This window comes from Campylobacter sp. (assembly GCF_052169515.1).
Classification (GTDB): domain Bacteria; phylum Campylobacterota; class Campylobacteria; order Campylobacterales; family Campylobacteraceae; genus Campylobacter_A.
This window is the reverse complement of the sequence record NZ_JBQNCH010000011.1, coordinates 15,330-39,243: the sequence shown is the minus strand read 5'-3', so window position 1 is coordinate 39,243 and position 23,914 is coordinate 15,330. Positions and strand designations below refer to the sequence as shown.

At 37.3% G+C, this 23,914-nt stretch carries 40 protein-coding genes; 3 read left to right on the top strand and 37 right to left on the bottom strand.

Annotated features, from left to right (window positions below; translation table 11 throughout):
• Positions 1-72: 72 nt before the first annotated feature.
• The 33 genes from ACTTKV_RS05400 to rpsJ all read right to left on the bottom strand — a co-directional run bounded on the left by ACTTKV_RS05400 (position 73) and on the right by rpsJ (position 17,487).
• Entirely contained in the window at positions 73-765 is a 693-nt protein-coding gene (locus tag ACTTKV_RS05400) for an ABC transporter ATP-binding protein (protein ID WP_442549600.1), read from the bottom strand.
• The gene (locus tag ACTTKV_RS05395) at positions 762-1,511 is read right to left on the bottom strand and encodes an ABC transporter permease (RefSeq protein ID WP_442549599.1); all 750 of its coding nucleotides are present in this window, start codon (positions 1,509-1,511) and stop codon (positions 762-764) included. The genes ACTTKV_RS05400 and ACTTKV_RS05395 overlap by 4 nt, the downstream gene beginning before the upstream one ends.
• Positions 1,508-2,119, bottom strand: coding sequence for a hypothetical protein (locus ACTTKV_RS05390; protein WP_442549598.1), 612 nt, complete (start codon positions 2,117-2,119; stop codon positions 1,508-1,510). Before ACTTKV_RS05390 ends, ACTTKV_RS05395 begins: the two co-directional genes overlap by 4 nt.
• A gap of 140 nt (positions 2,120-2,259) precedes the next feature.
• A complete protein-coding gene (locus ACTTKV_RS05385) occupies positions 2,260-3,264 on the bottom strand; it encodes a hypothetical protein (protein WP_442549597.1) in 1,005 nt (334 codons plus the stop codon).
• Positions 3,265-3,541: 277 nt separating this feature from the next.
• Positions 3,542-3,898, bottom strand: a complete 357-nt coding sequence (rplQ, locus tag ACTTKV_RS05380) for a 50S ribosomal protein L17 (RefSeq protein WP_442549596.1) — start codon at positions 3,896-3,898, stop codon at positions 3,542-3,544.
• 11 nt (positions 3,899-3,909) lie between these two features.
• Positions 3,910-4,926 (bottom strand): DNA-directed RNA polymerase subunit alpha, encoded by a 1,017-nt coding sequence (locus tag ACTTKV_RS05375; RefSeq protein WP_442549595.1) that lies wholly within the window; start codon positions 4,924-4,926, stop codon positions 3,910-3,912.
• Between the two features lie 14 nt (positions 4,927-4,940).
• The gene (rpsD, locus tag ACTTKV_RS05370; RefSeq protein ID WP_442549594.1) at positions 4,941-5,567 is read right to left on the bottom strand and encodes a 30S ribosomal protein S4; all 627 of its coding nucleotides are present in this window, start codon (positions 5,565-5,567) and stop codon (positions 4,941-4,943) included.
• A 25-nt stretch (positions 5,568-5,592) separates the two neighbouring features.
• Positions 5,593-5,985, bottom strand: coding sequence for a 30S ribosomal protein S11 (rpsK, locus tag ACTTKV_RS05365; RefSeq protein WP_021092633.1), 393 nt, complete (start codon positions 5,983-5,985; stop codon positions 5,593-5,595).
• Between the two features lie 22 nt (positions 5,986-6,007).
• Positions 6,008-6,376 (bottom strand): 30S ribosomal protein S13, encoded by a 369-nt coding sequence (gene rpsM, locus ACTTKV_RS05360; protein WP_012140556.1) that lies wholly within the window; start codon positions 6,374-6,376, stop codon positions 6,008-6,010.
• A gap of 3 nt (positions 6,377-6,379) precedes the next feature.
• Entirely contained in the window at positions 6,380-6,493 is a 114-nt protein-coding gene (rpmJ, locus tag ACTTKV_RS05355; protein ID WP_002941545.1) for a 50S ribosomal protein L36, read from the bottom strand.
• A gap of 189 nt (positions 6,494-6,682) precedes the next feature.
• Complete coding sequence (gene infA / locus ACTTKV_RS05350) at positions 6,683-6,901, bottom strand: translation initiation factor IF-1 (RefSeq protein WP_002848031.1); 219 nt, start codon at positions 6,899-6,901, stop codon at positions 6,683-6,685.
• A 31-nt stretch (positions 6,902-6,932) separates the two neighbouring features.
• Positions 6,933-7,691 carry a type I methionyl aminopeptidase gene (gene map / locus ACTTKV_RS05345; protein WP_442549593.1) on the bottom strand — a complete coding sequence of 253 codons (759 nt, stop codon included), beginning with the start codon at positions 7,689-7,691 and terminating at the stop codon, positions 6,933-6,935.
• A 1-nt stretch (position 7,692) separates the two neighbouring features.
• The gene (gene secY / locus ACTTKV_RS05340) at positions 7,693-8,955 is read right to left on the bottom strand and encodes a preprotein translocase subunit SecY (protein WP_054197277.1); all 1,263 of its coding nucleotides are present in this window, start codon (positions 8,953-8,955) and stop codon (positions 7,693-7,695) included.
• Positions 8,955-9,356, bottom strand: coding sequence for a 50S ribosomal protein L15 (gene rplO / locus ACTTKV_RS05335; RefSeq protein WP_442549592.1), 402 nt, complete (start codon positions 9,354-9,356; stop codon positions 8,955-8,957). Before rplO ends, secY begins: the two co-directional genes overlap by 1 nt.
• 15 nt (positions 9,357-9,371) lie before the next feature.
• Positions 9,372-9,815, bottom strand: a complete 444-nt coding sequence (rpsE, locus tag ACTTKV_RS05330) for a 30S ribosomal protein S5 (protein ID WP_002941646.1) — start codon at positions 9,813-9,815, stop codon at positions 9,372-9,374.
• Positions 9,816-9,830: 15 nt separating this feature from the next.
• Positions 9,831-10,187 (bottom strand): 50S ribosomal protein L18, encoded by a 357-nt coding sequence (rplR, locus tag ACTTKV_RS05325; RefSeq protein ID WP_103593890.1) that lies wholly within the window; start codon positions 10,185-10,187, stop codon positions 9,831-9,833.
• 10 nt (positions 10,188-10,197) lie between these two features.
• Positions 10,198-10,734 (bottom strand): 50S ribosomal protein L6, encoded by a 537-nt coding sequence (rplF, locus tag ACTTKV_RS05320; RefSeq protein WP_442549591.1) that lies wholly within the window; start codon positions 10,732-10,734, stop codon positions 10,198-10,200.
• Between the two features lie 179 nt (positions 10,735-10,913).
• On the bottom strand, positions 10,914-11,309 hold the full coding sequence (gene rpsH / locus ACTTKV_RS05315; protein WP_442549590.1) for a 30S ribosomal protein S8: 396 nt from the start codon (positions 11,307-11,309) through the stop codon (positions 10,914-10,916).
• A gap of 9 nt (positions 11,310-11,318) precedes the next feature.
• Positions 11,319-11,504 (bottom strand): type Z 30S ribosomal protein S14, encoded by a 186-nt coding sequence (locus ACTTKV_RS05310; RefSeq protein ID WP_002941532.1) that lies wholly within the window; start codon positions 11,502-11,504, stop codon positions 11,319-11,321.
• 1 nt (position 11,505) lies between these two features.
• The gene (gene rplE / locus ACTTKV_RS05305) at positions 11,506-12,051 is read right to left on the bottom strand and encodes a 50S ribosomal protein L5 (protein ID WP_002941643.1); all 546 of its coding nucleotides are present in this window, start codon (positions 12,049-12,051) and stop codon (positions 11,506-11,508) included.
• A 5-nt stretch (positions 12,052-12,056) separates the two neighbouring features.
• Entirely contained in the window at positions 12,057-12,293 is a 237-nt protein-coding gene (rplX, locus tag ACTTKV_RS05300) for a 50S ribosomal protein L24 (RefSeq protein WP_442549589.1), read from the bottom strand.
• Complete coding sequence (rplN, locus tag ACTTKV_RS05295) at positions 12,293-12,661, bottom strand: 50S ribosomal protein L14 (protein WP_021091075.1); 369 nt, start codon at positions 12,659-12,661, stop codon at positions 12,293-12,295. Before rplN ends, rplX begins: the two co-directional genes overlap by 1 nt.
• Positions 12,661-12,912 (bottom strand): 30S ribosomal protein S17, encoded by a 252-nt coding sequence (gene rpsQ / locus ACTTKV_RS05290; protein WP_442549588.1) that lies wholly within the window; start codon positions 12,910-12,912, stop codon positions 12,661-12,663. The genes rplN and rpsQ overlap by 1 nt, the downstream gene beginning before the upstream one ends.
• Before the next feature lies 1 nt (position 12,913).
• Positions 12,914-13,108: a 50S ribosomal protein L29 gene (rpmC, locus tag ACTTKV_RS05285; RefSeq protein ID WP_087586687.1), complete on the bottom strand. Its 195-nt coding sequence runs from the start codon at positions 13,106-13,108 to the stop codon at positions 12,914-12,916.
• Positions 13,095-13,520: a 50S ribosomal protein L16 gene (gene rplP, locus ACTTKV_RS05280; protein WP_087578021.1), complete on the bottom strand. Its 426-nt coding sequence runs from the start codon at positions 13,518-13,520 to the stop codon at positions 13,095-13,097. Before rplP ends, rpmC begins: the two co-directional genes overlap by 14 nt.
• 2 nt (positions 13,521-13,522) lie before the next feature.
• Positions 13,523-14,221, bottom strand: coding sequence for a 30S ribosomal protein S3 (gene rpsC / locus ACTTKV_RS05275; protein WP_107687364.1), 699 nt, complete (start codon positions 14,219-14,221; stop codon positions 13,523-13,525).
• Position 14,222: 1 nt separating this feature from the next.
• Complete coding sequence (gene rplV, locus ACTTKV_RS05270; RefSeq protein ID WP_009295259.1) at positions 14,223-14,555, bottom strand: 50S ribosomal protein L22; 333 nt, start codon at positions 14,553-14,555, stop codon at positions 14,223-14,225.
• A gap of 11 nt (positions 14,556-14,566) precedes the next feature.
• Positions 14,567-14,848 (bottom strand): 30S ribosomal protein S19, encoded by a 282-nt coding sequence (gene rpsS / locus ACTTKV_RS05265; protein WP_002941639.1) that lies wholly within the window; start codon positions 14,846-14,848, stop codon positions 14,567-14,569.
• Between the two features lie 2 nt (positions 14,849-14,850).
• Positions 14,851-15,684 carry a 50S ribosomal protein L2 gene (gene rplB / locus ACTTKV_RS05260; protein WP_148799566.1) on the bottom strand — a complete coding sequence of 278 codons (834 nt, stop codon included), beginning with the start codon at positions 15,682-15,684 and terminating at the stop codon, positions 14,851-14,853.
• Between the two features lies 1 nt (position 15,685).
• Complete coding sequence (locus ACTTKV_RS05255; RefSeq protein WP_442549587.1) at positions 15,686-15,967, bottom strand: 50S ribosomal protein L23; 282 nt, start codon at positions 15,965-15,967, stop codon at positions 15,686-15,688.
• A 1-nt stretch (position 15,968) separates the two neighbouring features.
• Positions 15,969-16,583, bottom strand: a complete 615-nt coding sequence (rplD, locus tag ACTTKV_RS05250) for a 50S ribosomal protein L4 (protein ID WP_012140561.1) — start codon at positions 16,581-16,583, stop codon at positions 15,969-15,971.
• Complete coding sequence (rplC, locus tag ACTTKV_RS05245) at positions 16,580-17,158, bottom strand: 50S ribosomal protein L3 (protein WP_002941563.1); 579 nt, start codon at positions 17,156-17,158, stop codon at positions 16,580-16,582. Before rplC ends, rplD begins: the two co-directional genes overlap by 4 nt.
• A 20-nt stretch (positions 17,159-17,178) precedes the next feature.
• Positions 17,179-17,487 carry a 30S ribosomal protein S10 gene (gene rpsJ / locus ACTTKV_RS05240; RefSeq protein WP_009295257.1) on the bottom strand — a complete coding sequence of 103 codons (309 nt, stop codon included), beginning with the start codon at positions 17,485-17,487 and terminating at the stop codon, positions 17,179-17,181.
• Between the two features lie 305 nt (positions 17,488-17,792).
• Between rpsJ and ACTTKV_RS05235 the strand changes: the two genes are divergently transcribed.
• The 3 genes from ACTTKV_RS05235 (at position 17,793) to ACTTKV_RS05225 (ending at position 20,356) form a co-directional block, all read left to right on the top strand.
• Positions 17,793-18,887, top strand: a complete 1,095-nt coding sequence (locus ACTTKV_RS05235) for an AAA family ATPase (RefSeq protein WP_442549586.1) — start codon at positions 17,793-17,795, stop codon at positions 18,885-18,887.
• Positions 18,888-18,968: 81 nt separating this feature from the next.
• Positions 18,969-19,823: a hypothetical protein gene (locus tag ACTTKV_RS05230; RefSeq protein WP_442549585.1), complete on the top strand. Its 855-nt coding sequence runs from the start codon at positions 18,969-18,971 to the stop codon at positions 19,821-19,823.
• Positions 19,823-20,356 (top strand): ribonuclease HII, encoded by a 534-nt coding sequence (locus ACTTKV_RS05225; protein WP_442549584.1) that lies wholly within the window; start codon positions 19,823-19,825, stop codon positions 20,354-20,356. Before ACTTKV_RS05230 ends, ACTTKV_RS05225 begins: the two co-directional genes overlap by 1 nt.
• Before the next feature lie 6 nt (positions 20,357-20,362).
• Here the strand turns inward: ACTTKV_RS05225 and ACTTKV_RS05220 are convergent, their stop codons facing one another.
• The 4 genes from ACTTKV_RS05220 to secG form a co-directional block, all read right to left on the bottom strand.
• Complete coding sequence (locus tag ACTTKV_RS05220) at positions 20,363-21,940, bottom strand: DUF4153 domain-containing protein (protein ID WP_442549583.1); 1,578 nt, start codon at positions 21,938-21,940, stop codon at positions 20,363-20,365.
• A 93-nt stretch (positions 21,941-22,033) separates the two neighbouring features.
• On the bottom strand, positions 22,034-22,591 hold the full coding sequence (gene frr / locus ACTTKV_RS05215; protein ID WP_442549582.1) for a ribosome recycling factor: 558 nt from the start codon (positions 22,589-22,591) through the stop codon (positions 22,034-22,036).
• Positions 22,581-23,540 (bottom strand): polysaccharide deacetylase family protein, encoded by a 960-nt coding sequence (locus ACTTKV_RS05210; protein WP_442549581.1) that lies wholly within the window; start codon positions 23,538-23,540, stop codon positions 22,581-22,583. Before ACTTKV_RS05210 ends, frr begins: the two co-directional genes overlap by 11 nt.
• A gap of 2 nt (positions 23,541-23,542) precedes the next feature.
• Entirely contained in the window at positions 23,543-23,872 is a 330-nt protein-coding gene (secG, locus tag ACTTKV_RS05205; RefSeq protein WP_442549580.1) for a preprotein translocase subunit SecG, read from the bottom strand.
• Positions 23,873-23,914: the final 42 nt, after the last annotated feature.

The window sequence follows — 23,914 nt, the reverse complement described above, 5'->3', positions numbered from 1 at the left end:
CCTTGTGATTTAAATTTTGTGGATTATATAAATTTTTTGCTTCATTTTGGTTTTAATTATCATTTTATTTACCTAAATTTCACTCAAAATTTTGCGTTTTATCACTATTAGTTCCTCACTTAGCAAGTCTCTTGGCCTTGCTAAATTTGATAGATCGTAGTTTGACTTTATACCGCCTTTTTCAAGCAAGATGATCTCATCAGCTAAAAATAGCGCCTCGTCGATGTTGTGCGTGACGAAAAGGATAGTTTTGCCAGCCTTTATCTTTAAGATTTCAGCCTGCATGCTAGCTCTAGTAAATGCATCAAGCGCAGCAAACGGCTCATCCATGAGGATCAAATTTGCCTCGTACGCAAGCACCCTTGCAAGCGAAACGCGCGAGCTCATGCCCCCAGAGAGCTGCGAAACTGCGGCAAATTTAAAGTCGCTAAGCCCTATCATCGATATAAGTGCGTCTATCTTTGCAGCCTCTATCTCATGCTTTTTAAGCGCAAAAACGATATTTTCATAGACGTTTAAAAATGGCATGAGGCGGGCTTCCTGAAAGACGAAGCCGATCTTTGCAGGCTCTTTAAATTTTATCTCGCCAAGGCTTACGCTTTCAAGACCGGCGATGAGGCGCAAAAGCGTAGTTTTGCCGCATCCGCTTCTGCCAAGTATGACGGTGATTTTGTCTTTTTTTACGCTCAATTTTAGCTCTTTTAAGACCTCTATTTTCTTACCGCCGATAAAAAAATACTTGGATAAATTTGAAATTTCTATCATTTTTCACCTCGCAAAAGGCTAAATTTCGCTATCAAGAGCAAAAATATCCTATCTATGAGCACACCGCAAACGCCGATAGTAAAAATGCCTACAAATATCCTATCCGCGCGTGAAAGCTCCTCCGCATCAAGGATCAAGTAGCCTAGCCCGCTTGAGGCCGCTATCATCTCCGCTCCGATGATCGCGCGCATAGCGTAGCCAAAGCCTATTCGCATACCGACAAAGATATCTTTTAGCGCGCTTTTAAAAATGATCTTGTAAAAAATCTCAAATTTGCTAAAGCCAAAAATTTTACCGACCTCAATGAGCTTCACGTCGCAGCTAGTTAGTCCCTTTGAGATACTAAGAAACATTGGAAAAAACGAGGCTAGGATGATGATAATGATCTTTGGCGTCTCGTTTATGCCAAACCAAAGCACCAAAATGGCGATCAAACTAAGTGGCGGGATGTTTCTAAAAAACTCCAGTATCCACTCGTAATAAACGCCGATCTTTGGCAAAAGCGCTGCAATACCGCCAAGCACAAGTGCTAGGGCAAAGGAGAGCGCGTAGCCTGCAAATATACGCTTAAAGCTGATGACCGTGTGCGTGACGAGCTCGCCGCTTTGTATCATGGCTAACATCGTCTTAAAGGTCGTCGCTGGACTTGGCAAGATATATGGTGTAAAAATTTCTAGCTCACAAACAACCTGCCAGATGGCAAAGATCACCAAAACTAAAATGCTCTTTTTAAAGATTTCCCTCACAGCCCATCTCCGTTGTGACAGCCGTTTTCGCAGTATAAAAGCTCGATGATCCGGTAGTTTTTAAGCTCGCTAAATTTATATGAAAGAGCGTTTTGTATCTTTTCTGCGCTGCCAAGGCTTAGGGTCTTTACGCCCAAATTTGTAAAAAATCCCGGCGGTACCGGGCTTGCTTCGAGCTTTTTTGTCTCTAAATTTATCTCATTTTGCTCTTTGAAGCTTTTCCATGTCAAAAATGTGGTTCGAGCTAAATTTAGCCCCCTGCCAAGCTCGGCCAAGTCCTCACAGGGTGTCGTCACGTAGAGCCACTCGTTCTCTTTTAGCTTTGAGCTAAGCTCCATGGCGCTTTCAATCAAAATAGGGTTTAAATTTGAGATGAGGCTGGCATGCTCTTTGAAATTTGCCCTGATGAAATTTGCAGCCCTAGGACAGCGACTATCAAAGATGAGTTCCTTTTGCGCGAGGTCATTTTTATATGCGTTTTTGACGCTATTAACGTGGTCTTTTTCGCACTCCATTACGCTAAAGCCTTTGTTTTGTAAAATTTCTTTAAGCGCCGCAAAGTCGTAGATACTTTTTACAACAGGATTTAACCAAACCAGTTTTTTCATGATCTCCCACAAAAATTTTTAATACTAAAATTTAATAATTGAAATCAAAATTGTATCATTTGAAAATTTAAAATAGGCAAAAATGGTCATATGGGTTAAATTTATAAAACAAACTATACAAAAACTAGAGCCAGCTAGTCTTATGCTTTTATATCTAGCTTTTGTTTTTGCTCTACTTTTTCCATTAGTTTTAGTATATTAACGCCGTTTTTTTCGAGCCTCATTAGCTCCTTAAGATAGGCAAATTTCTCATCTTTGTTGATGTCGTATGTTTCTAGCTTTTCGCTTCTTCCTATCACCGATGCGTAAACTTTGTTGCCATCAAGCTTGTTGGTATTTTGTACATTATAAAGCGAGAGCACGCCCTCTATCACCTCTTTAAAATCTGCTCCGCTTTTCATGCCAGCTTTCATGAGCGTAAGAAATCTCTGTTTACTCTCTTCGTCAATGAAATTTATATTTTGTAGAGTCTGATACTCAACCGGGGGCTTATTTGTACTAGTTAGCATGGAAATGCCCTTTTTACCTATCGTTATACTCTCCACACCGACTCTTTCGCCAAGATACTGTCTAAGCGCATAATCAATCCACCTATCCTTAAACTCATCTATACTTAGATCCTTATCAAGTATCTCAAAGCCTTCCACGTGGCTCTTGTGGCCAAGTCCGAGCAAGGTACCGCTATCATCTTTTGATGTGTACTCTTTTGCAAAAAGATCGACGTCTGTTGGATAGTATCCAATGACCTCTTCATGGGCTCTGCCAAAGCCAAGTGCTTTGGTCTGGTTGATAAAATTTTTGAGATCATTTATCTCATCTTGGCTGACTTGTTTGTCATATCCCATGAGCTTGCCCCAGATGCTTATCTTGCCATTAGCAGCTATGCCTGATAGCGAGAAATTGCTAGCAAATGCTAGATTCTCACTATTTTTTTGAAATTTTGTCGTATTTGTTTCATTTAAATTTATTAAGTCAGCTCTAGTATCGGTATGACTTTTTCGTTCATTAACCAAACTGCTAGATAAATCATTTAAAGAATTTTTGTCTATATTGGGTTTAGAGTTATTGGTATCAAGCTCTTGTGCTCTACTACTTTGTGAGCCAACATAAAAATTTGTGCCAACTCCATTTACACTACCTACCATCTCAAATCCTTTGAAATTCATAAGATATTTGAAACAAATATCGTCTTTATAAAATAAAATTTTAGCATAGAGTTCAAAGGTAAAAATTTAAAATATGTGATTTTAGATTAAAAAATTTACAACTTTTAACTATGAAATTTTATGGTTTTTTGGTTAAGAATTTCAATAGATAATTAGGGAAATTTATAACTTGAGAAAGCTTTTGGAAGAAAGATTTATTTTAAAAGTGGGAGATTTTATATAAAAATTAAAAAAGAGAGCCGAAGCTCTCTAAGAATTATTCAGCTACTAGCTCTATATAAGCCATCTCTGCTCCGTCACCTCTGCGAACGCGAGTTTTGATGATTCTTGTATAGCCACCGTTGCGCTCTTTGAATTTTGGAGCTACTTCAGTAACTAATTTATTTGTAGTCTCTTTGTCTTGTAAAGAAGCAAATATTGCTCTATGAGCGTTAGAGTCGCCCCTTCTAGCTCTTGTTATTAGCTTTTCAACATAGCTTCTAAGCTCTTTTGCTTTTGGTAGAGTTGTCTCTATCTTTTCGCTTTTGATGATAGCTATCGCTAAATTCTTAAGCAATGCAGATCTATGAGATGACGTTCTACCAAGTTTGCGATATCCGTGTTTATGTCTCATCTATTGTCCTTTTATTCTTTTGCACTCATTTGTGATTTTAGCTCGGTTATTTTCTTTCTGAGTTGCTCTTTGCTATCTTTTAAAACATCGACACCAACTGGATAGCCTATCTCTTCCATAACCGCTTTAATCTCTTCAAGAGATTTCTTACCTAAATTCTTAAGCTCTTTAAGCTCGTTTTCGTCCATCAACGCAAGCTCACCAATAAATCTAATCTCAGCCTTATCAAGACAGTTAAAGCTTCTTGCGCTTAAATTTAGATCTTCTACGCTAGAAAGTAGCTTTGAAAATTCTCCACTTGCGCTTGAACTAGCGACTGGTGCGCTAACATCAATATCTAGAATTCCTTTAAATACTGACATTTGTTGATACATAGCTTCTAAACAATTTTTAAAAGCCTCTATCGGACCTACTTGACCATCAGTTGTTATCGTAAATACGATCTTCTCATAGTCTGGGTCATCTTCAACCAAGACATTTTGTATATCGTAAACCGCTTTTTTAACTGGCGTAAAGAAAGCATCAAGTGCGATAAAATCGTCTTCAATCTCTTCTCTAACCTCTTCACTTGGAACATATCCGATACCTTTTTGAATGATAACCGAAAAATTTAGCTCAGCATCTTCATTTATTGTAGCAAGATACGCATCTGGATTAACAATCTCAACCAGGTCGTTATTTAGGTCAGCCCCAGTTATCTCTTTTGGTCCTTTAAAGCTATACTCTACAACTTCGCGCTCACTACCGCTTTTTAATTTAAATCTAATTTTTTTCAAATTTATAATAAAAAACGCTACGTCTTCAAGCATACCACGCATACTATCAAATTCGTGGCTAACTCCTTTTATCTTTACACCAATAGGAGCAAAACCTACTGTACTTGTGTAAAGAAGGCGGCGTAGTGGGTGAGCCAAAGTCACAGCATAACCTGCTTCAAAAGGATATGCTGTAATGTTAGCTACATTTTCGCTAACACTTTTAACTTCTATTTCAGTTGGCATATAAGCTGATGTAGTAATCTTTCTCATCTTTATACCCTCTATTATTTCGAATAAAGCTCTACTATAAATCTTTCCTCAACAGGAATGATAACCTCTTCTCTTTCTGGATTTCTAGTAAAAATTCCAAATTTTTTCTCTTTTTCAACATCTACCCAAGCAACGATGCCAGTTTGAGCCGTAAGATCGATCGCACGAACAATTTGTGGATTGTTTTTAGATTTCTCAGCAACTTCAATTTTAGCACCCGGCTCTACTCTGTAAGATGGAATGTCAACTCTCTTTCCATTTACTAAAATATGTCCGTGAGTTACAAGCTGGCGAGCAAAACGACGAGTCGTTGCAAAACCCATTCTGTAAACAACATTATCCAATCTTTGCTCTAATAGTTGAACCAAAAGAGCACCTGTGTTGCCTTCGCGGCGTGCTGCTTCTTGGAATAATCTTCTAAATTGTTTCTCTGAAACACCATACATAAATTTAGCTTTTTGTTTTTCGCGAAGTTGCAAACCATATTCGCTTATTTTTGCTCTTCTTTGTCCGTGTTGTCCTGGCGCATAAGGTCTTTTTTCAAAAGCACTTTTACCAGCAAGTCTTCTTTCGCCTTTTAACGCAAGAGACACACCAAGACGTCTTTCTAATTTTTCAACAGGTCCTGTATATCTAGCCATAATAATTTCTCCTAATTTTCTCTAATTATACGCGGCGGCGTTTTGGCGGTCTGCAGCCATTGTGTGGTAAAGGTGTAATGTCTTTGAAGAAAGTTACTTTTATACCTTCAACACCACCTACACTTTTAACAGCCGTTTCACGTCCGCTACCTGGACCTTGAACCTTAATACCAACTTCTTTAATACCATGCTCTTTTGCTTTTGTTAAAGCATCTTCAACTGCTTGTTGAGCTGCGTAAGGAGTTGATTTTTTACTACCTTTAAAGCCTAAGCCACCTGCACTACTCCATGCAATAGCATTTCCCATTTCATCAGTTACAGTTACCATAGTATTATTAAATGTCGCACTGATATAAACGATACCTTTGGCTATACTTTTTCTAACTACTTTTTTCTTAACTATTTTTCTTTTTGCCATTTATTATCCTTTAACCCTTGCCTTACTTAGTAGCCGCACCGACAGTTTTACGTCTGCCTTTTCTGGTTCTAGCATTAGTTTTAGTCTTTTGACCACGAACAGGAAGACCTTTTCTGTGGCGAAGACCTCTATAGCTTCCAAGATCCATAAGAGCTTTGATATCCATAGCAACTTGTTTTCTCAAATCACCCTCAACAACGTGGTGCTCTTGAATTTCTTTACGGATAGCTGCTGCTTCATCTTCGCTAAGCTCATAAACTCTCTTGTCATAAGAAATTCCAGCTGCGTCAAGAATTTGACGAGATTTATAAAGACCTATACCATAAATATAAGTCAAACCATACTCGATTCTCTTTTTGTTTGGTAAATCTACACCTGCAATACGTGCCATGCCTTATCCTTGTCTTTGTTTATGTTTTGGATTTTCGCAGATAACACGAATTATGCCACTACGTTTGACAATTTTACATTTGTCACACATCTTCTTTACAGAAGGACGAACTTTCATTTTAGTCTCCTAAAAATTTATTCCACTTTTTTAGGGGCTGCATCAGGTCTAAAGAAAAATTTTAAACCAACTATTTTCAAAATAAGTGGGGAACTTTGAAAATAATTCTTCATACAGCTTTTCGCAAAGCTTGGATTTTACCCAAAACCAGCTTTAAATTTACTTAGCATATTTGCCAAGAGGCTAAATTTACTTATATCTATAAGTGATTCTACCCTTATCTAGGCTATATGGCGTAAGTTCTACTTTTACGCGGTCGCCAGGCATTATCTTTATATAATGCATTCTCATTTTTCCGGCGATATGACATAAAATTATATGTTTGTTGTCGAGCTCAACTTTAAAAGTTGCATTTGGCAGTGCTTCAACAACATTTCCATCAATCTCAATGACATCGTCTTTTGCCACAAATTCTCCTTTCTTTAAAATTTAACTACAATTATGCTTGGCTTAAAATTTCAGCCTTATCATTAACTATCGCCATGCAATGCTCATAATGGCTAGTTCTCAAACCATCTTTTGAAGTTACTTTCCAGTTATCACTCCCCAAAACTGGTGTGCCGTCTTTTTGGCAGATCATCGGCTCTATACAAAAAACCATTCCCTCTTTTATCTTTGGTCCAGCTTTTGGGTTGTGTCCCTCAAGGTAGTTTGGAATTTCTGGCTCTTCGTGTGGCCTTTTTCCTATGCCATGACCACAATATCCACGCAAAGGCACATATCCTCTATCTAGTATAAATTTCTCAAGCTCGTAGCAAATTTCTTTAAAATGCATACCAGCTCTTATGAAATCTATCGCAAAATATAGTGCATCTTTTGAGCAAGCGATCAAAGCTTCATCTTCTTTTGAAATTTTACCAACCCCAAAAGTCCTAGCCGAATCGCCAAAATAACCATCTAAATTTGAACCGATATCAACACTAACGATATCGCCCTCTTTTAGTTTATATTCATTTGGGATTCCGTGGATCACCACTTCATTAACGCTTATACAAGCTGCATTTGGGAAGCCATAGAGCCCTTTAAAAGCAGGTTTTGCCCCGGCAGCTCTTATCATATCTTCACAAATTTTATCTATCTCAAGAAGTGAAATTCCAGGTTTTATGATCGTGGAAATATGATCAAGAGTTTGAGCGACGATCTTGTTCGCCGCTCTCATTTTCTCTATCTCAGCCGGTCTTTTTAGCGTGATAGCCATTTTATAGACCTACTGCACTTAGAGTTTGGTATTTGTTTGTATAAGACTGAGCTTCTATACGCCTCATAGTATCCAGAGCGACAGAAACCACAATAAGTACTGACGTGCCACCAAAATAAAATGGAACGCCCATAGTTTTTACAAGCACCCATGGTAAAGTTGAGATAATGCCCAAATATAAAGCACCACCCAAAGTTAGCCTACCAGCTACTTCGTTTAGATAGCTAGCCGTACTCTCGCCTGGTCTAACACCTGGAATAAATCCACCTTGTTTCTTTAAATTTTCACTTATATCTTTTGTGTTAAATACGATTGATGCGTAGAAAAACGCAAAGAAGATGATAAATAAAAATGTTAAAAAGTTAAACATATAGCCATTCGGACTTAAAAAGTCGTTGATAGCTTGGATGATCGGATTTGTACTAGCTTGTAAAATAGTACTAGGAAACATCAAAATCGCACTAGCAAATATCGGTGGGATAACGCCACTTAAATTTACTTTGATCGGTATATAGTTCATTATACGTTTGTTTTGATTTTCCATTATTACTTTTCTTGAGTAAGAAATAGGAATACGCCTTTCGCCCATCTCAACAAAGATAATAGCACCAATAGTAGCTAAGATAATCACCAAAATAGCGATAACTGTTAGGAAATTCATCTCAGAAGTATTTACTAAATTTACAGTTCCGCCGATCGCACTAGGTATGCCAGAGACGATGCCCGCAAAGATGATAAGACTTATACCATTGCCTATACCGCGCTGCGTGATCTGCTCGCCTATCCACATAAGTAGCATAGTGCCAGTTAGCATAGATACAGCAGAGATCGCGATAAATAAATTTATATCTATCATGATAGCTTGCTCACCACCACGACCACTTAAGCTTTGAAGTCCAATAGAAACGCCGATTGATTGTACAAGAGTGATAACGATAGTTGCATAACGTATAATTTGCATATATTTTTGCATACCGTCGCGCTCTTTTTTCATCTGACCTAACTTTGGAAATGTCGCTGCTAGAAGCTCCATAATAATCGAAGCTGTGATGTAAGGCATGATACCTAGAGATATGATACTTAAACGCTCAGCGGCTTTACCACTAAACATATTAAATAGACCCAAGGCGTTGCTATTGTTTGAATTGAAAAATTCTTTAATTACGTCGACATTAACACCAGGAACTGGCACATAAGCCAGTATCCTGTATGCGAACAAAAATGCCAACGTGATCAAAATCTTGTTGGTCAGTGTTTTATCCATTATTTTGTTCCGCTAACGCTAACGTTCTCGTCTTTAACCTTAGAAGCAAGAGCTTTTGCGCTTGCACCGATTAGTTTTATCTTAGTAACGCTCTTTGAAATTTTATGAACGCTAGCTATTGTTGCTATTGAAATTTCAGCAAGCTCTTTTATAGCTGTGATCTTCTCAACATTGATAACATAAGGTTTTTCAAATTTTGATGCAAAGCCTACTTTTGGAAGGCGTCTTTGAAGTGGTTGTTGTCCACCCTCAAAACCTCTTTTCTCGTTGTAGCCTTTTCTTGCTCTTTGACCTTTATTACCTTTGCCAGCAGTTTTGCCATTGCCACTGCCTTGACCGCGGCCTATTCTTTTAGATGCGTGTGTTGAACCTGCTGCAGGTGTTAATTTTTCTAATGCCATCTTAACTCCTTTCTCTTAGCTTTTTAGCAAACTAAGTGCTTTGATAGTAGCACGAACGACGTTTGCTGAGTTGTTTGAGCCAAGTGATTTAGTAAGGATATCCTTAATGCCTGCAAGCTCGATAATAGGACGTGCACTACCGCCAGCGATAACACCAGTACCCTCGCTAGCTGGGCGAAGTAGCATTCTACTTGCGTTGTATTTTACCTCTACATCGTGAGGGATAGTTGTGCCTTTGATCTTAACGTGGATAATATTTTTAAATGCGTCGTCAATTGCTTTTCTCATCGCATCTGGCACCTCTTTAGCTTTGCCATATCCAAAGCCAACTAGACCATTTCTATTACCAACAACAACTAAAGCTGTAAATCTAAATCTACGACCACCTTTAACAACCTTTGTAACCCGACCGATATCGACGATTACTTCTTCAAATTCTTCTCTATTATATTTTTCCATCGATTTTCCTTTGGGTTATAGCTTGATGCCATTTTCTCTTAAAGCTTCAGCAAATGCTGCGATAACGCCATGATACAAATAACCATTTCTATCAAAAACTGCAACATCTATCTTCTTAGCTTTTAAAGCCTTAGCAAATTCTTTAGCTAAAGTGACCGCACCTTCTTTGTTTGCTTTTATGCCTAATTTTCTACCATCAACTGCAGCTAGTGTAGTAGCTGTAACGTCGTCAATCGCTTGAACGTAAATAGTTCTATTTGATTTGAAAATAGAAACTCTTGGGCAAGTTGCAACACCAGAAATTTTACCTCTGATTCTTCTTTTTCTCTTAATTCTAAGAGCGATTTTTCTTTTTAGTACTTTTGCTGTCATTTACCGCCCCTTACTTCTTAGATGTCTTGCCCGCTTTGCGGATGATACGTTCTTCTATATATTTAACGCCCTTACCTTTGTATGGCTCAGGTGGTCTAAATCCTCTAACTTGAGCAGCCACTTGGCCTACTACTTGTTTGTCATCACCTTTGATAGTAATAACGTTTTTCTCAACACTAGCTTCAACGCCTGCTGGTAACTCATAGTTGATAAGGTGTGAAAAACCAAGAGAAAGCTCTAAAATTTTACCTTTTGCAGCTGCTTTGTAACCAACGCCGTTGATCTCAAGCTGGCGAGTAAAGCCCGCAGTGATACCAGTTACGATGTTGTTAGCAAGTGCTCTATATGTTCCCCAGTAAGCTCTGCTTTGGCGATCTTCGCCTTTTGGAGCAAAAACTATATAACCATTTTCTATCTTGACATCAACGTGACCTTTTGTGTCAAGCTCTTTTAAGTGATTGCCCTTTTTAAATTTTAGGACATTATTTTCAACGCTAACGTCTACACCACTTGGGATAGCGATAGGCTGTTTTCCAATACGTGACATTTTTTTCCTTTACTTGTCTAGGGTGTTCCTACATTTACGAATAAACACCACAATGCCGTAAATTTGATCGTCAAATTTGACGAAACCTGACTAAATTTAGCCTTGGCGAAATATAAAATTTCACCTAGCTAAAGTTAAATTTCTAAATTTTAAAACAACGTCTTAACGTTATTTTACTATTACCAAACAGTACAAAGAACTTCGCCACCAACGCCAGCTTTGTGGGCTTCAATACCACTCATAACGCCTTTGCTTGTACTAACGATAACCGTTCCGTAACCATTTTTAAAACGCTTAATGTCGTCTTTGCCTTGATAAACACGGCGACCAGGTTTTGAAACCCTTTTAAGCTCGTTTATAACGCTTCTGCCGTACTCATCATACTTTAAAACTACATTGATAAATTTTTTATTACCTTCTTCGATAACGTTGTAGCTCTCTACATAGCCTTTTTCTGCAAGGATAGAAAGAGTAGCCTCAACAACCTTAGAATGAAGCAGTTTAGCAGTCTCAAGTCTTCTCATACTTGCGTTTCTAATGCGTGTTAATCCATCTGATATTAAATCGTTCAACATTTCTATTCCTTACCAACTTGCTTTTTTAAGACCAGGTATTAGGCCTTCGTTAGCCATTTTTCTTAGGCAAACACGGCAAATTCCAAAATCTTTATAAACAGAGTGCGGACGACCGCAAATTTGGCATCTAGTATAGCCACGAACCGCAAATTTTGGCTTGCGTGCAGCTTTTGCTATCATTGATTTCTTTGCCATTTTACTTTCCTTTTGCAAACGGCACACCAAATAGCTCTAGCAATTTGAATGCCTCTTTATCGTTTTTAGCCGTAGTAGCAATCGTAATATTCATACCATGAGTTCGTAAAATTTTATCATACTCAACCTCTGGAAACATTAGCTGCTCGCTAAGACCAAAGTTATAGTTTCCACGTCCATCAAAGCCATTTTTTGGAAGACCACGGAAGTCTTTAACTCTTGGAAGAGCAACGCTTATTAGCTTATCTAAGAAAGCGTACATTTGCTCTTTTCTCAAAGTTACTTTGATACCAACAGGAAAACCTTCGCGAACTTTAAAGCCAGCAACTGATTTTTTAGCATCAGTGATAACCGCTTTTTGTCCAGCGATAAGTGAAATGGTATCAGCCATATTTTGAAGCACTTTCTGATCTTTCGCAGAGTCTCCAGCACCTACGCTGATCACGATCTTCTCTAGCGCAGGGATGAGCATTGGATTTTTGATGTCAAATTCTTTTACGAGAGCTGGCTTGATAGTTTCGTTAAATTTATCTTTTAATCTACTCATATCTCTTATCCTTCAACTTTCGCGACGTTTGATATGTCAATTGGCATCTCTTTATTTATATGACCACCATTCGGAGTTTTTTCGCTTGGTTTGATAGCTTTTTTAGCTATTTTGCATCCCTCAACTATAACCTGACCTTTTTTTGCAAGAACTGCTAAAATTTTACCAGTTTTGCCTTTATCGTCACCAGCGATGATCTTAACAGTATCGCCTTTTTTGACTTTAAATTTTACATTAGCCATTATAAAACCTCCGGAGCTAGCGAAACAATCTTCATAAAGTTAGCATATCTAACTTCACGTCCAACTGGTCCAAAAATACGAGTGCCGACTGGCTCTTTTTTGCTATCAAGTATAACAGCTGCGTTCTCGTCGAAGCGGATTAGCGAACCATTATCTCTTTGAACCTCTTTTTTAGTTCTTACAACAACAGCTTTTACAACCTGTCCTTTTTTGATCTTACCATTTGGAAGAGCTTTTTTAACAGAGCAAACTATGATATCACCAAGTGTAGCGTATCTTCTTTTGCTGCCGCCAAGAACTTTTATACACATTAACTCTTTTGCACCACTGTTATCAGCAACTGCAAGTCTTGTAAAACTTTGAATCATTACTCAACTCCCTTTGCTAATACGGCTTTTAAGCGAAAACTCTTGCGAGCTGAAAGTGGTCTGCACTCGATCGCAACAACTGTATCGCCTGCTCTTGTCTCATTTTTCTCATCATGAACTAAATACTTTTTAAAGCGTTTTACAAATTTATGGTATCTTGGGTGCATAACACGTCTTTCTACCAAAATAGTAGCTGTTTTATCTCCAGCTTTTTGTAAAACAACACCTTGAATTTCTCTTTTTAATGCCATTTTACGCCCCTTGTCTTGTTGCACTAATTGCAGTGTTGATCTGAGCTATCTCTTTGCGAACAGCACTAATCTCATTAGGGTTGCTTAACTGCATAGTTTTTAGCTTTTGTTTAAGTGTAAATAAAAGCACCTTTTTCTCTTTTAGCAACGCGTTTAATTCTGCAACGCTTTTATCTTTTAACTCAGTATATTTCATTTTCACTCTCTCGCGTTACAAATTTTGATCTGAAAGGAAGCTTGTGTAAAGCCAAAGTTAGAGCTTCACGAGCTAGCTCTTCGCTAACACCAGCCATTTCAAATATTATACGACCAGGTTTGATATTCATAACCCACTCTTCAACTCCAGCCTTACCTTTACCCATACGAGTTTGTAGAGGCTTTTTAGTAAGTGGCTTATCAGGGAAAACCCTAATCCAAATTTTAGCCTGTCTTTTTACGTGACGAGTTAGAGCTTGACGAGCAGCTTCTATTTGGCGTGAATTTATTCTACCAGCTTCAACAGCCTTAAGTGCAAATTCGCCAGTTGCTAAAGATGCTCCACGAGTCGCATAACCACGGTTGCGACCTTTCATTTGCTTACGAAATTTCGTTCTTTTAGGCATCAACATAATTATTTACCTCTTCTTGCTCTACGTGTTTTCTTAGGTGTCTCTTCTTCAGTTTTCTCAGGTTGAACACCTTTTTGAAGAACCTCACCTTTAAAAATCCATACTTTAATACCTATGTTTCCATAAGTAGTATGAGCCTCAGCTACACCGTAATCGATCTTCGCTCTAAGAGTATGAAGCGGAACGCGACCTTCTAGATACCACTCGGTTCTTGCCATCTCAGCGCCACCTAAACGACCAGCAACTGAAATTTTGATACCTTTAGCGCCTGATTTTTGAGCACCTTGGATAACTTTTTTCATAGCACGTCTAAATGCGACACGCTTTTCAAGTTGCATAGCTACGTTTTCAGCAGCAAGTTGAGCTGAAGCTTGAGCTTTTCTTTCTTCTTTGATATTTACATTTACTTCTTTGCCGATAAGTTTGCTAACTTCGTTCTTTAGGTTTTCAACATCTTGGCCTTTTTTGCCGATGATGATACCAGGACGAGCTGCAACTACGGTTACACGAAGTTTTTTAGCCGTTCTTTCGATTAGAATTTGGCTAATTCCTGCATAGTAAAGTTTTTTCTTTAAAAATGCACGAATTTTGTAATCTTCACCGATATTTTCAGGAAGACTTTGTTTGGTTGGAAACCATCTAGATTCCCAGTTGCGGTTAATTCCTAGTCTAAGACCTATTGGATTTACTTTTTGTCCCATATTATGCTTCCTTCTTTTCAGGTTTAGATACTTCTACCATTACATGAGAAGTAGGTTTGCGAATTTTGCTCGCTGTTCCTCTTGCTCTTGGTCTAAATCTCTTTAATACAGGACCAGCGTCAACGCGGCAACTAGTTACTACAACTTCTTCTGGCTCAAATCCGCCATTTGCTACTGCTGAGCTAATAGCGTTTGCTATAAATTTAGCACCACGATTTGGCATAAATTGCAAGCTTGCAAGTGCTAACTCGGCATTCATACCTTGAACTTCTCTTGCTATAAGTCTTGCTTTTGTAGGAGAAAGTCTTACGAATTTTATAATTGCTTTACTCATATCATCTCCCCTTACTTGCCGATTTTCTTTTGCACTGAGCCTTTATGACCCTTAAATGTGCGTGTTGGAGCAAATTCGCCAAGTTTATAGCCTATATGATTTTCTGTAACATATACAGGAATAAAGCTCTTGCCATTGTGAACGTTAAATGTTAGTCCAATCATTTCAGGTACAATCGTGCTACGTCTTGACCAAGTCTTGATTGGTTTGTTATCGTTTGCATTTTTTGCGGCAATAACTTTTTTCATTACATGATCATCTACGAAAGGACCTTTTTTGAGTGATCTTGCCATCTCTATTTTCCTTTCCTTCTTGAAATTATAAGCTTATCGCTAGCTTTTTTACGGCGAGTCTTAGCACCTTTAGTTGGTTTACCCCATGGAGTAACTGGGTGACGGCCTGAATTTTTCTTACCTTCACCACCACCGTGTGGGTGATCAACTGGGTTCATAGCAGAACCACGTGTTTGTGGGCGGATACCGCGGTGGCGATTACGTCCAGCTTTACCGATAGTGATGTTAGCCCAGTCTTCGTTACCAACTACACCGATACTTGCCATACACTCGGCTAGTACTTGTCTCATCTCACCACTTGGCATTCTTAAGATAACGTACTTCTCTTCTTTACCCATTAGCTGAGCATAACCGCCAGCTGAACGAGCTATTTGAGCACCTTTGCCAGGTTTTAGCTCTACGTTATGAACGATAGTACCAACTGGGATAAATCTTAATTTCATAGCGTTGCCTGGTTTAATATCTAGTGACCCCTCATCGATAGATCCGATAACGTCGCCAACATTTAGGCCATTTGGTCTAATGATATAGCGCTTTTCACCATCTTTGTAAGCTATAAGAGCGATACGGCAGTTTCTGTTTGGATCGTACTCGATCGCTTCAACTTTACCTTCTATACCAAATTTGCGACGTTTGAAGTCGATGATACGATAAAGTTTTTTTGCACCTGCTTCTTTGTGTCTTGAAGTTATACGACCATTGTTATTTCTACCGCCAGATGCAGGTAGTTTAACAAGCAAGCTTCTAACGCTTGGTTTAGCTGTTATATCTTCAGAGCTTAGTCCAGTCATATATCTACGACTAGGTGTATATGGTTTATATGATTTTATAGCCATCTTACGCCTCCGTACTTTCTAGGCTTACGCCTTCAGGCAACTTAACGTAAAATTTCTTAATTTCGTCACGCTGACCTATTCTTCCTCTAAAACGCTTAACCTTGCCGCTAATTCTAAGTGAATTTACGCGAACAGGCGTTACTCCAAAATACTCTTGTAAAACCGCTTTTAAGCTGTTTTTTGTAACTCTTGGTGAAGTTTGGATAACAACAACGCCTTGTTCTTGAAGGCCTAGAGTTTTTTCTGTATAAATAATTGTTTTGATATCAGTTATATCCGCCATTTTAGCCCTCTTTTGTTATAGTTTTTAGTGCAGCTTTTTCAATGATAACCGAACTAAATGTAGAGACAAGATAAGCATTTACCTCATTTGCATCTACTACATAGCAGTTTGCTAAATTTCTAAAAGCAAGTAGTGTTTTATCGTCTAGTAGATCTTTAACGATAAGCGCATCTTTTACTTTTAAATTTTTGATGATATTAGCTGCATCTTTTGTCTTTCCAGACTCGATTGAGATGCTATCTACTGCGAAAATTTTACCATCTTGTGCTTTTACTGCCAAAGCGTACTCAAGAGCTAGTCTTTTTTGTTTTTTATTGACTTTTTGAAAATAGTTTTTCTCGTTTGTTGGACCAAATGCAACTGCACCGCCTACCCAAACGTTAGTTCTAGTTGAACCTGCTCTTGCACCACCACGTCCTTTTTGTCTCCATGGTTTTTTACCACCACCGCTTACAAAAGCACGGCTTTTAGTATGAGCCGAATTTGCTCTTATACCAGCAAGGTAAGATTTTACATAAAGATATAGGTTGTGCGGATTTACTTCAGCGTAGCTTGCAGGAAGCTCTAACTCGCCTGAATTTTCAAATTTATCGTTTAATACGTGAATTTTACTCATTTTACAATCCTTATTTTACCCATTGCACCATTGTGACCAGGAACGCAACCTTTTACAACTACGATGCCATTTTGAGCGTCAAAGCTTATTAGCTCGTTTTTAACAGTAACTTTCTCATTACCCATGTGTCCTGCCATTTTCATACCTGGTTGAACACGACCTGGCCATTCGCAGTTACCAATTGAACCGTGGCGTCTATGGAAACGTGAGCCGTGGCTTTTTGGACCACCACCGAAACCATGTCTTTTTACCACACCTTGGTAGCCTCTACCTTTTGAGTTAAAGCTAACTTTTAAAATCTTAGCCTCATTTAATGGTGTAAAGTCTAGGTTTCCAACTTCGCTATTAGCTACTTCAAGCGTAGCAAATTTGTTAAATTCTGCAGTCAGATTGTATTTCTTTTGCTGACCAGCGATAGCTTTGTTGTTTGCTTTAGTGTGGGCATACGCTACGATAGCACGTTTATTTTCGTCGATCTCACACACTTTAGCCTCAACTAGCTTAAGTAGTGTAACTGGCGTACTCTTCGTGGCAATCGTTCTACTCATGCCTATTTTTTCTACAATATATTCCATACTCTTATCCTTTTGTCCGCTTATTTCATCGCACGAACTTCGACATTAACTTCTGGAGCTAGGTCGAGTTTTGTTAGGCTATCTACAGTTTCTGGAGTAGCAGCTACGATGTCAAGCATACGAGCGTGTATTCTCATCTCAAACTGCTCACGTGAGTCTTTGTTGATGTGTGGAGATTTTAAGACTGTATAGCGTTTGATCTTTGTAGGCATTGGTACCGGGCCACGAACGTCGGCACCTGTTCGTTTGACAGCTTCTACGATTGCTGCAACAGTGCGGTCTAGAACTCTATGGTCGTAAGCTTTTAGCTTTAACCTGATTCTTTCCATGTGTTTTCCTTTAAAAAGAACTTGTCGCAAACTCGCGACCTCTTTACATCAAAATAACTCGCATAGGATCAAGCGATCGTACGAGCAAGACATAGGTCTTTCGTAAAGAGACTGCGATTTTACAAAAAAGCTATTATAGTTGTCAAGAAAAACGCTATTTTTTGATGAAATTTTATTAATTATTTCCTTTTAATAAGGAAAATATAAATTTTAAAAAGATAATATCTTAAAGTATAATTTCCAAAAATTTAAAGACTATTTTAAAATAATAAATTTTTATATACTTACATTAAAAAGGGGAGAAAATGAACCAATTAGAGCTTTATTACAATCAGCCGCTTAAATCAAGTAAATTTATCCCCAGAAAATATGAGATCATGTCGCCAAAGACGCTAATAATTGGGCCTATTTCAAGTGGCAAAACAACACTTGTTTATGAATTTTTGAGCCATTATAAAAGTGAGGAGAGGCTTTATGTAAATTTAGAAGATCTAAGAATAGACAAAGGACCACTTCTAGCTAATTTAAAAGAATTTTTAGAAAAAAATGTGCAAATAAAGGTACTGGCTGTTGAAAATTTGCATGCGGAAGACCTTAAAATTTTGAGCTTCCTAGATGAACTTCCACTTGAAAATATTATCCTTACAAGCAAAGAACTTTCTCTGTCGCTTGATGGCTTTGCACGCATAAATTTAAACTACCTTGACTACGAAGAATTTATACTATTTTTTAAGAAAAATTTAGACCAAGATATGTTTTTTAGCTATTTTTTGGCTCATGGAAATGAGATCGCAAGTGCCTTTATGGACTCAAGCGAAGTCACTTCTCATTTGCAGCAGCTTTTGAAAGCAAATTTAAATGATCAAAGTATAGGCATATTAAAAGAGTGTGCTCCAAAGTGTCACGATATACTTAGTGCTTTTGGTATTTATAAAAATTTAAAAGAGAAGATGAAAATTTCAAAAGATAGTGTCTATAGTGCATTAACAAATCTTAGCGAAAGTGGCTTTATAAAGTTTGTTTCAAAATTAGACGATGCTAGTACAAGCAAAAAACTCTACTTTACAAATTTTGCACTTCGCAATGCATTGTGTCTAAAAAAGGACTTTTTAGCTGTTTTTGCGAATGTCGTTTTTTGTGAGTTACTTAAGCTCAAAGATGAAATCTACTATACAAAAGATATCGATTTTTTCCTTAGTAAAAGGAAGCTTGCAATAATTTGTATACCATTTTCTGCACCTGAAATAATCTTTTTAAAATTTAAAAAAATCCACGCAAACCTAAAAGAGCTGGGTGTTAGTAAGCTTCAAGTTATTAGCGTTACAAACCAAGCAGAACTAAGCATAGAGGGCATAAAGTGTGAAATTTTATCCTTTTCTAGATGGAGTCTTGGTTTGTAAATTTAAGCCTTTTGTTTGATTGTTGTTTTAAAAGCTTAAAAATAAAAAAGATATAATCAAAAAAATCATAAAAGGACGTCTATGAGAGTATTATTTGGAATTTTAATCCTTACAATGAGCCTATTTGGATACGAGATAACTCACGAAAACTGGGCAAAATTTTATAAGTTTTTAGGCGATGCAAATGGAGTAAAATTTGAAGTTTATCTAAACTATTTTAAAGATGAATTTGAAAATTTCAAACAAAATAAGAGTTTTAAGGTGCCGGCAAAATTAAGCGGCCATATCTTTTTTGCTGGCACAAAATACGACTATGAAAAGGGTGCTTTTGGGCAAAATGGTAGTGAAATTTCATCGCTAAATGCCATATCCGATAAGATAAATTTAGAGGTAAAAAATGAAAACGGCGAACTAAAAGGCAAGATAATCGTCAAAAACAAAGCCTATAACGCTACTTTGAAAATAGTAAATGAATATGAAGTATTAAATTTGGGCATTCAAATGAGCGAGGCAAATGGTACAAAATATGAAGCAATAATCAACAATGTCTTCCTCAAGGAGCAAGCCAAAAAGTATAAAAACAAGCTACTTTCAATACTCTATGATCTAAAAAGCGAGCGTAAAAAATGGCCAAATAACCAATATGAGAGCCTAGAAAGTATATATTATATAAATGATAAAATCAAAAGTGTTTGTACCTACAAAAACACAAAAACTAGTTGCGATGTCATATCACTTAAGACCAACAAAAAGCTAAAGCTAAAGCAAATTTTTAAAGATATAAATGATAGTCATTTAAAAGCAATCCTTACAAACGCTGGCGTCAGCGATAACTTTGTTCTCTCTCCGCTTGGACTAACCTTTTTAAATGAGGAGCAAATTAGTGTACCAGCAGATGAAATAAGGCCTTATTTTAGCGAGGATTTTGGACTTTAATGGGCAAAATTTGTGGTATTGATGAAGCTGGTCGTGGGGCATTAGCTGGGCCACTAAGTATTGCTGCATGCGTTCTAAATAGCGAAATTTCTGGACTAAATGATTCCAAAAAACTAACTGCGAAAAAACGAGAGGAACTTTTTAGTAAAATCATAAAAAGCTCAAATTTTCTCATTGTCCATTTCTCCAACATGCAGGTAGATGAGCTTGGGCTAAGTGAGTGCTTAAGACGAGCACTCAAACTTTTTAAAGTTCATTTTTCAGAATTTGAGATCATTTATGATGGAAATTTGGACTATGGTGTCGGCATCACCACTTTGATAAAGGCTGATAGTAAAATCACTGAAGTAAGCGCAGCTAGCATCCTGGCCAAGGTCAGCCGTGACCGTTTGATGCAAAGCTGGGACAAAATTTACACTGGATACGGCTTTGCCGGACACAAAGGATATGGTACAAAGGCTCACCTAGAAGCTATCGCCAAGCTTGGTTATTCAAGCCTTCATAGAAAAAGCTTCGTTATCAAAGCAAGGTAAGGCTCGCTATTTTAGCTCTGCGTCCTCCATGTAAAAAAGTACACTCGCATCATAAAATTTATATACATCATCATTGAGTACAATATTTATAGAGCTTAAAACAAAGACTTTTTTATTTACTTCAAAGATCAAAAGCTTTTCTTTTATTTGCTCAAAAATCTGGGCATCAAACCCGCTATCAGGCTTTAAATTTACAGTAGCAAGGACTTTTTCTAAATGCTTTTGTATGTTAACTCTAATCTCATCGTCAGCCAGCTGCATAACGAACTCATCTCCATCTACACTGCTTGTGATTACAGATTTGATAGTCGCCTCTTTGATATTTATTTCGATATTAGAGAAGTTAATGGTAAAAATCTGCCATTTTCTATCTAAAGCGACATTAAGTTTTTCCAAAAATTTTTTATTCTCCAGTCCAAAACTATCGCCATTTTTTATAAGAAAATCGAATTTATCTTGCAAATAGTAAATTTTATCTTCATCAATCTTTTTTAGATTGCCACTTAATGAGCCATTATTGTCAAGTAAATTTAATGCTTTTAGCTCTTTTAACAAAATCTCCTTTTGAGAATTTATAGCAATTAGTTTTGCATCAAGGATAAAATGAGTAAAAAATATGCCAAATATCATTAAAAACGCCAAAAATTTATAAGGGAAATTTCTAGCAAATATGATCACAAAATAGCTCAAATTCGCAAATATGACACAGGCGATGAGATATATCCTGGGCTCGCTTAAACCGTATTCGCCAACTCTATGCACGATGCCCCACCAAAGCAAAATACTAGGCAAGATGATAAAAAACGGTAAAAGCTTAAAAATTTGATCATAAATTTTACTTTTTATGAGTAGGTTTAGAGCCCTTAAAATAAAGCCAGCGATCAAGCATACTAGTACGATATATGCGACTCCACCGCGTGGTAGCTCAAGTAGTACAAATCTATAAATGGAGTATAAATTTAACAAAATCACATATATAATAAGAAGTGGATTTAGGATGAAATTTATGGCAATCTTTATGAAATTTAAGAGCCTATATTCACCAAATTTCTCCTCAAGGAAGATAAACAAAATCGGCAATATGAAAGATATCAGTACTAGATAAAGTTTTTCTACCCCATAGATACTTAAAACATCCCAACCAAATAGGTAGTCAAGCCCTGCGAAAATAGCTAAGACGCTAAGAAAAAAGAGATGAAAAAGGGTAAATGAGATAAGTAGATTTAAAAATCTTGTTAAGCTCTGGCCTATAAATTTCTCATTATCTTTGGCAAAATTTAAAGAGAATAATAGCAGGAAAAAGATGAGATAAAAAGCGATTAGATCTCCAATATGGCCATTTAGTTTCAAGCCGAAAAAGTAAAGAGTGGCTGTAAATATCAAAAAATAAATAGGCAGTAAAACTTGTCTTTTGTTTAGATAAATGGCGATCAAAAGCAGTGGCTCAAGAAGCCAAAATCCATTGTAATCGTTTAAAATTTGACTAGTGCCAAGAAAAAGCATAGGCAAGGAAAATGCCAAAATTGTAAGAAATAAAACTTTTTTATCGACAAATGCAACTTTTAGGTCAGCGATGATCTGCAAGGCTCGTCCTTTGAGGGATGAAATTTAGCCACTTTGCATGGCTAAAAATGTGGGTTTAGAAATTTGCAAAGGTCGCAAATTTCTAAATAAAATTTATACCTTTAAAAGCTCAGCTTCTTTTTCTTTTACAAGAGTATCAATCTTTGCGGTGTAGGTATCAGTTATCTTTTGAACTTCGTCTTGTCCCTTTTTACTCTCGTCTTCAGTTATGGCTTTATCTTTTTCAAGCTTTTTGACCTCGTCGTTTGCATCTTTTCTAACGTTTCTGATACTTACCTTTGCTTTTTCGCCCATAGCTTTTGCATGTTTTGCATTTTCTTGGCGTTGCTCAACTGTCATTGGTGGGAAAAATAGCTTAACGCTCTCGCCGTCGCTGTTTGGATTGACACCGATATTTGCAGCCTGAATAGCCGATGAGATTGCTTTTATCATACTCTTTTCCCAAGGCGTGATAGCAATAGTCGAAGCATCACTTGTAAGCACAGTGGCTACTTGATTAAGTGGAGTTGGTGAGCCATAATAATCAACCATTACGTGATCTACGATATTAATGTTTACCTTGCCTGTTCTTAGCGTTGTAAAATCGCGTTTTAGTGAAGCGATAGCTTTTTCGCAGCCCTCTTTTTGTGTTTCGTAAATTTTATTTAGCATTGATGTCCTTTATTAAAAGTTTTGTACTTCGTTGATGATCTACTTTTAGTGATATTAAAACCTTACGTTTATCGAGTGGTGGGTCAAATTTACACTCGAAAACGCCATTTGTCATAGGTACTTTTTTAAAGCCCTCAAAGCCAGTGATGAAAAAGCTGCCTTCACTAGCATTTGTATCGGTTTTGATGATGAGTTTATCGATCGCATTATTTTGCGGATAGTCCTCTGGAAATATCCACTGGGCGTTTAAAAATTTACTATTAAACGTTAGCGCTATCTTGGTGCCATTCATCACAGGCGTTCTGTAAAGATCATAGACGTCACTCTTGCTTGAGACGGCACCTGAGTTTTGGTTTAGAAGTGCCAAAAATCCAAATTCTTTTGTAAGCTCAACCACTCTTTTATCGATCTCACCATAAGGTACTGCAAAGAATTTTGGCTTATAGCCCATATGTTTTTCAAAAGTTTCTACCCCTTTTTGAAAATCCTCTCTTAATGCCTCATCACTAAGTTTGGTCATCCTTGGGTGTGCGTATGAGTGGTAGCCGATCTCGCCGTAGGCTTCTAGCTCTTTTAGCTGATCAAATGTCAGATAATCGCCATATTTTCCAGCAATAGCCTCTACATATATCATCATGGCAAATGGATAGTTGTATTCTTTAAAAACATTAAGCGCGTTGTCGTAAAAACTCTTGTAACCATCATCGATAGTAATGACAATCCAGTTATCTGGTATCTCTTCGCCAGAATTTAGCGCATTAACTAGCTTAGAAAGCTTTACGACTTCGTAGCCGTTGTTTTTAAAATATTCAAATTGTTCTCTTAAATTTTTGATAGAGATATCAGTGCTGGCATGTCTTGGATCATCAAAGCGATGATAAACTAAGATATGGGCGTCTGCAAAAGCAAACGTTAGCGTCAAAAATGACGCTAAAAACGTTTTTATCATTGTTATTTTGCTGGAGTTTGTGGTACGCTAGGAGCTGATGGCACGTCGCTTGATTTTGGTACGACAAGAGATTTGCTATCTACTGTATCAACGATAGAGCGTTTTAGATCTTTGTTGTAAAAATATCCTAGTACAAGTGTATTTAGGATAAATAAAATGCCAACTATGAATGTAAATTTAGCTAAAAATCCAGCTGGCCCTTTTGCCCCAAAAAGACTTTCATTGCTTCCACTATATGCTCCAAGACCGATAGATGAACTTTTTTGAAGCAATACTGCGATAGTAATGATAACAGCAAGAGCAAATTGTAGAACTAAAAATATAAAACTCACGAAATTTCCTTTAAATTTTTAAAAATAATAGTTTGCGATTAT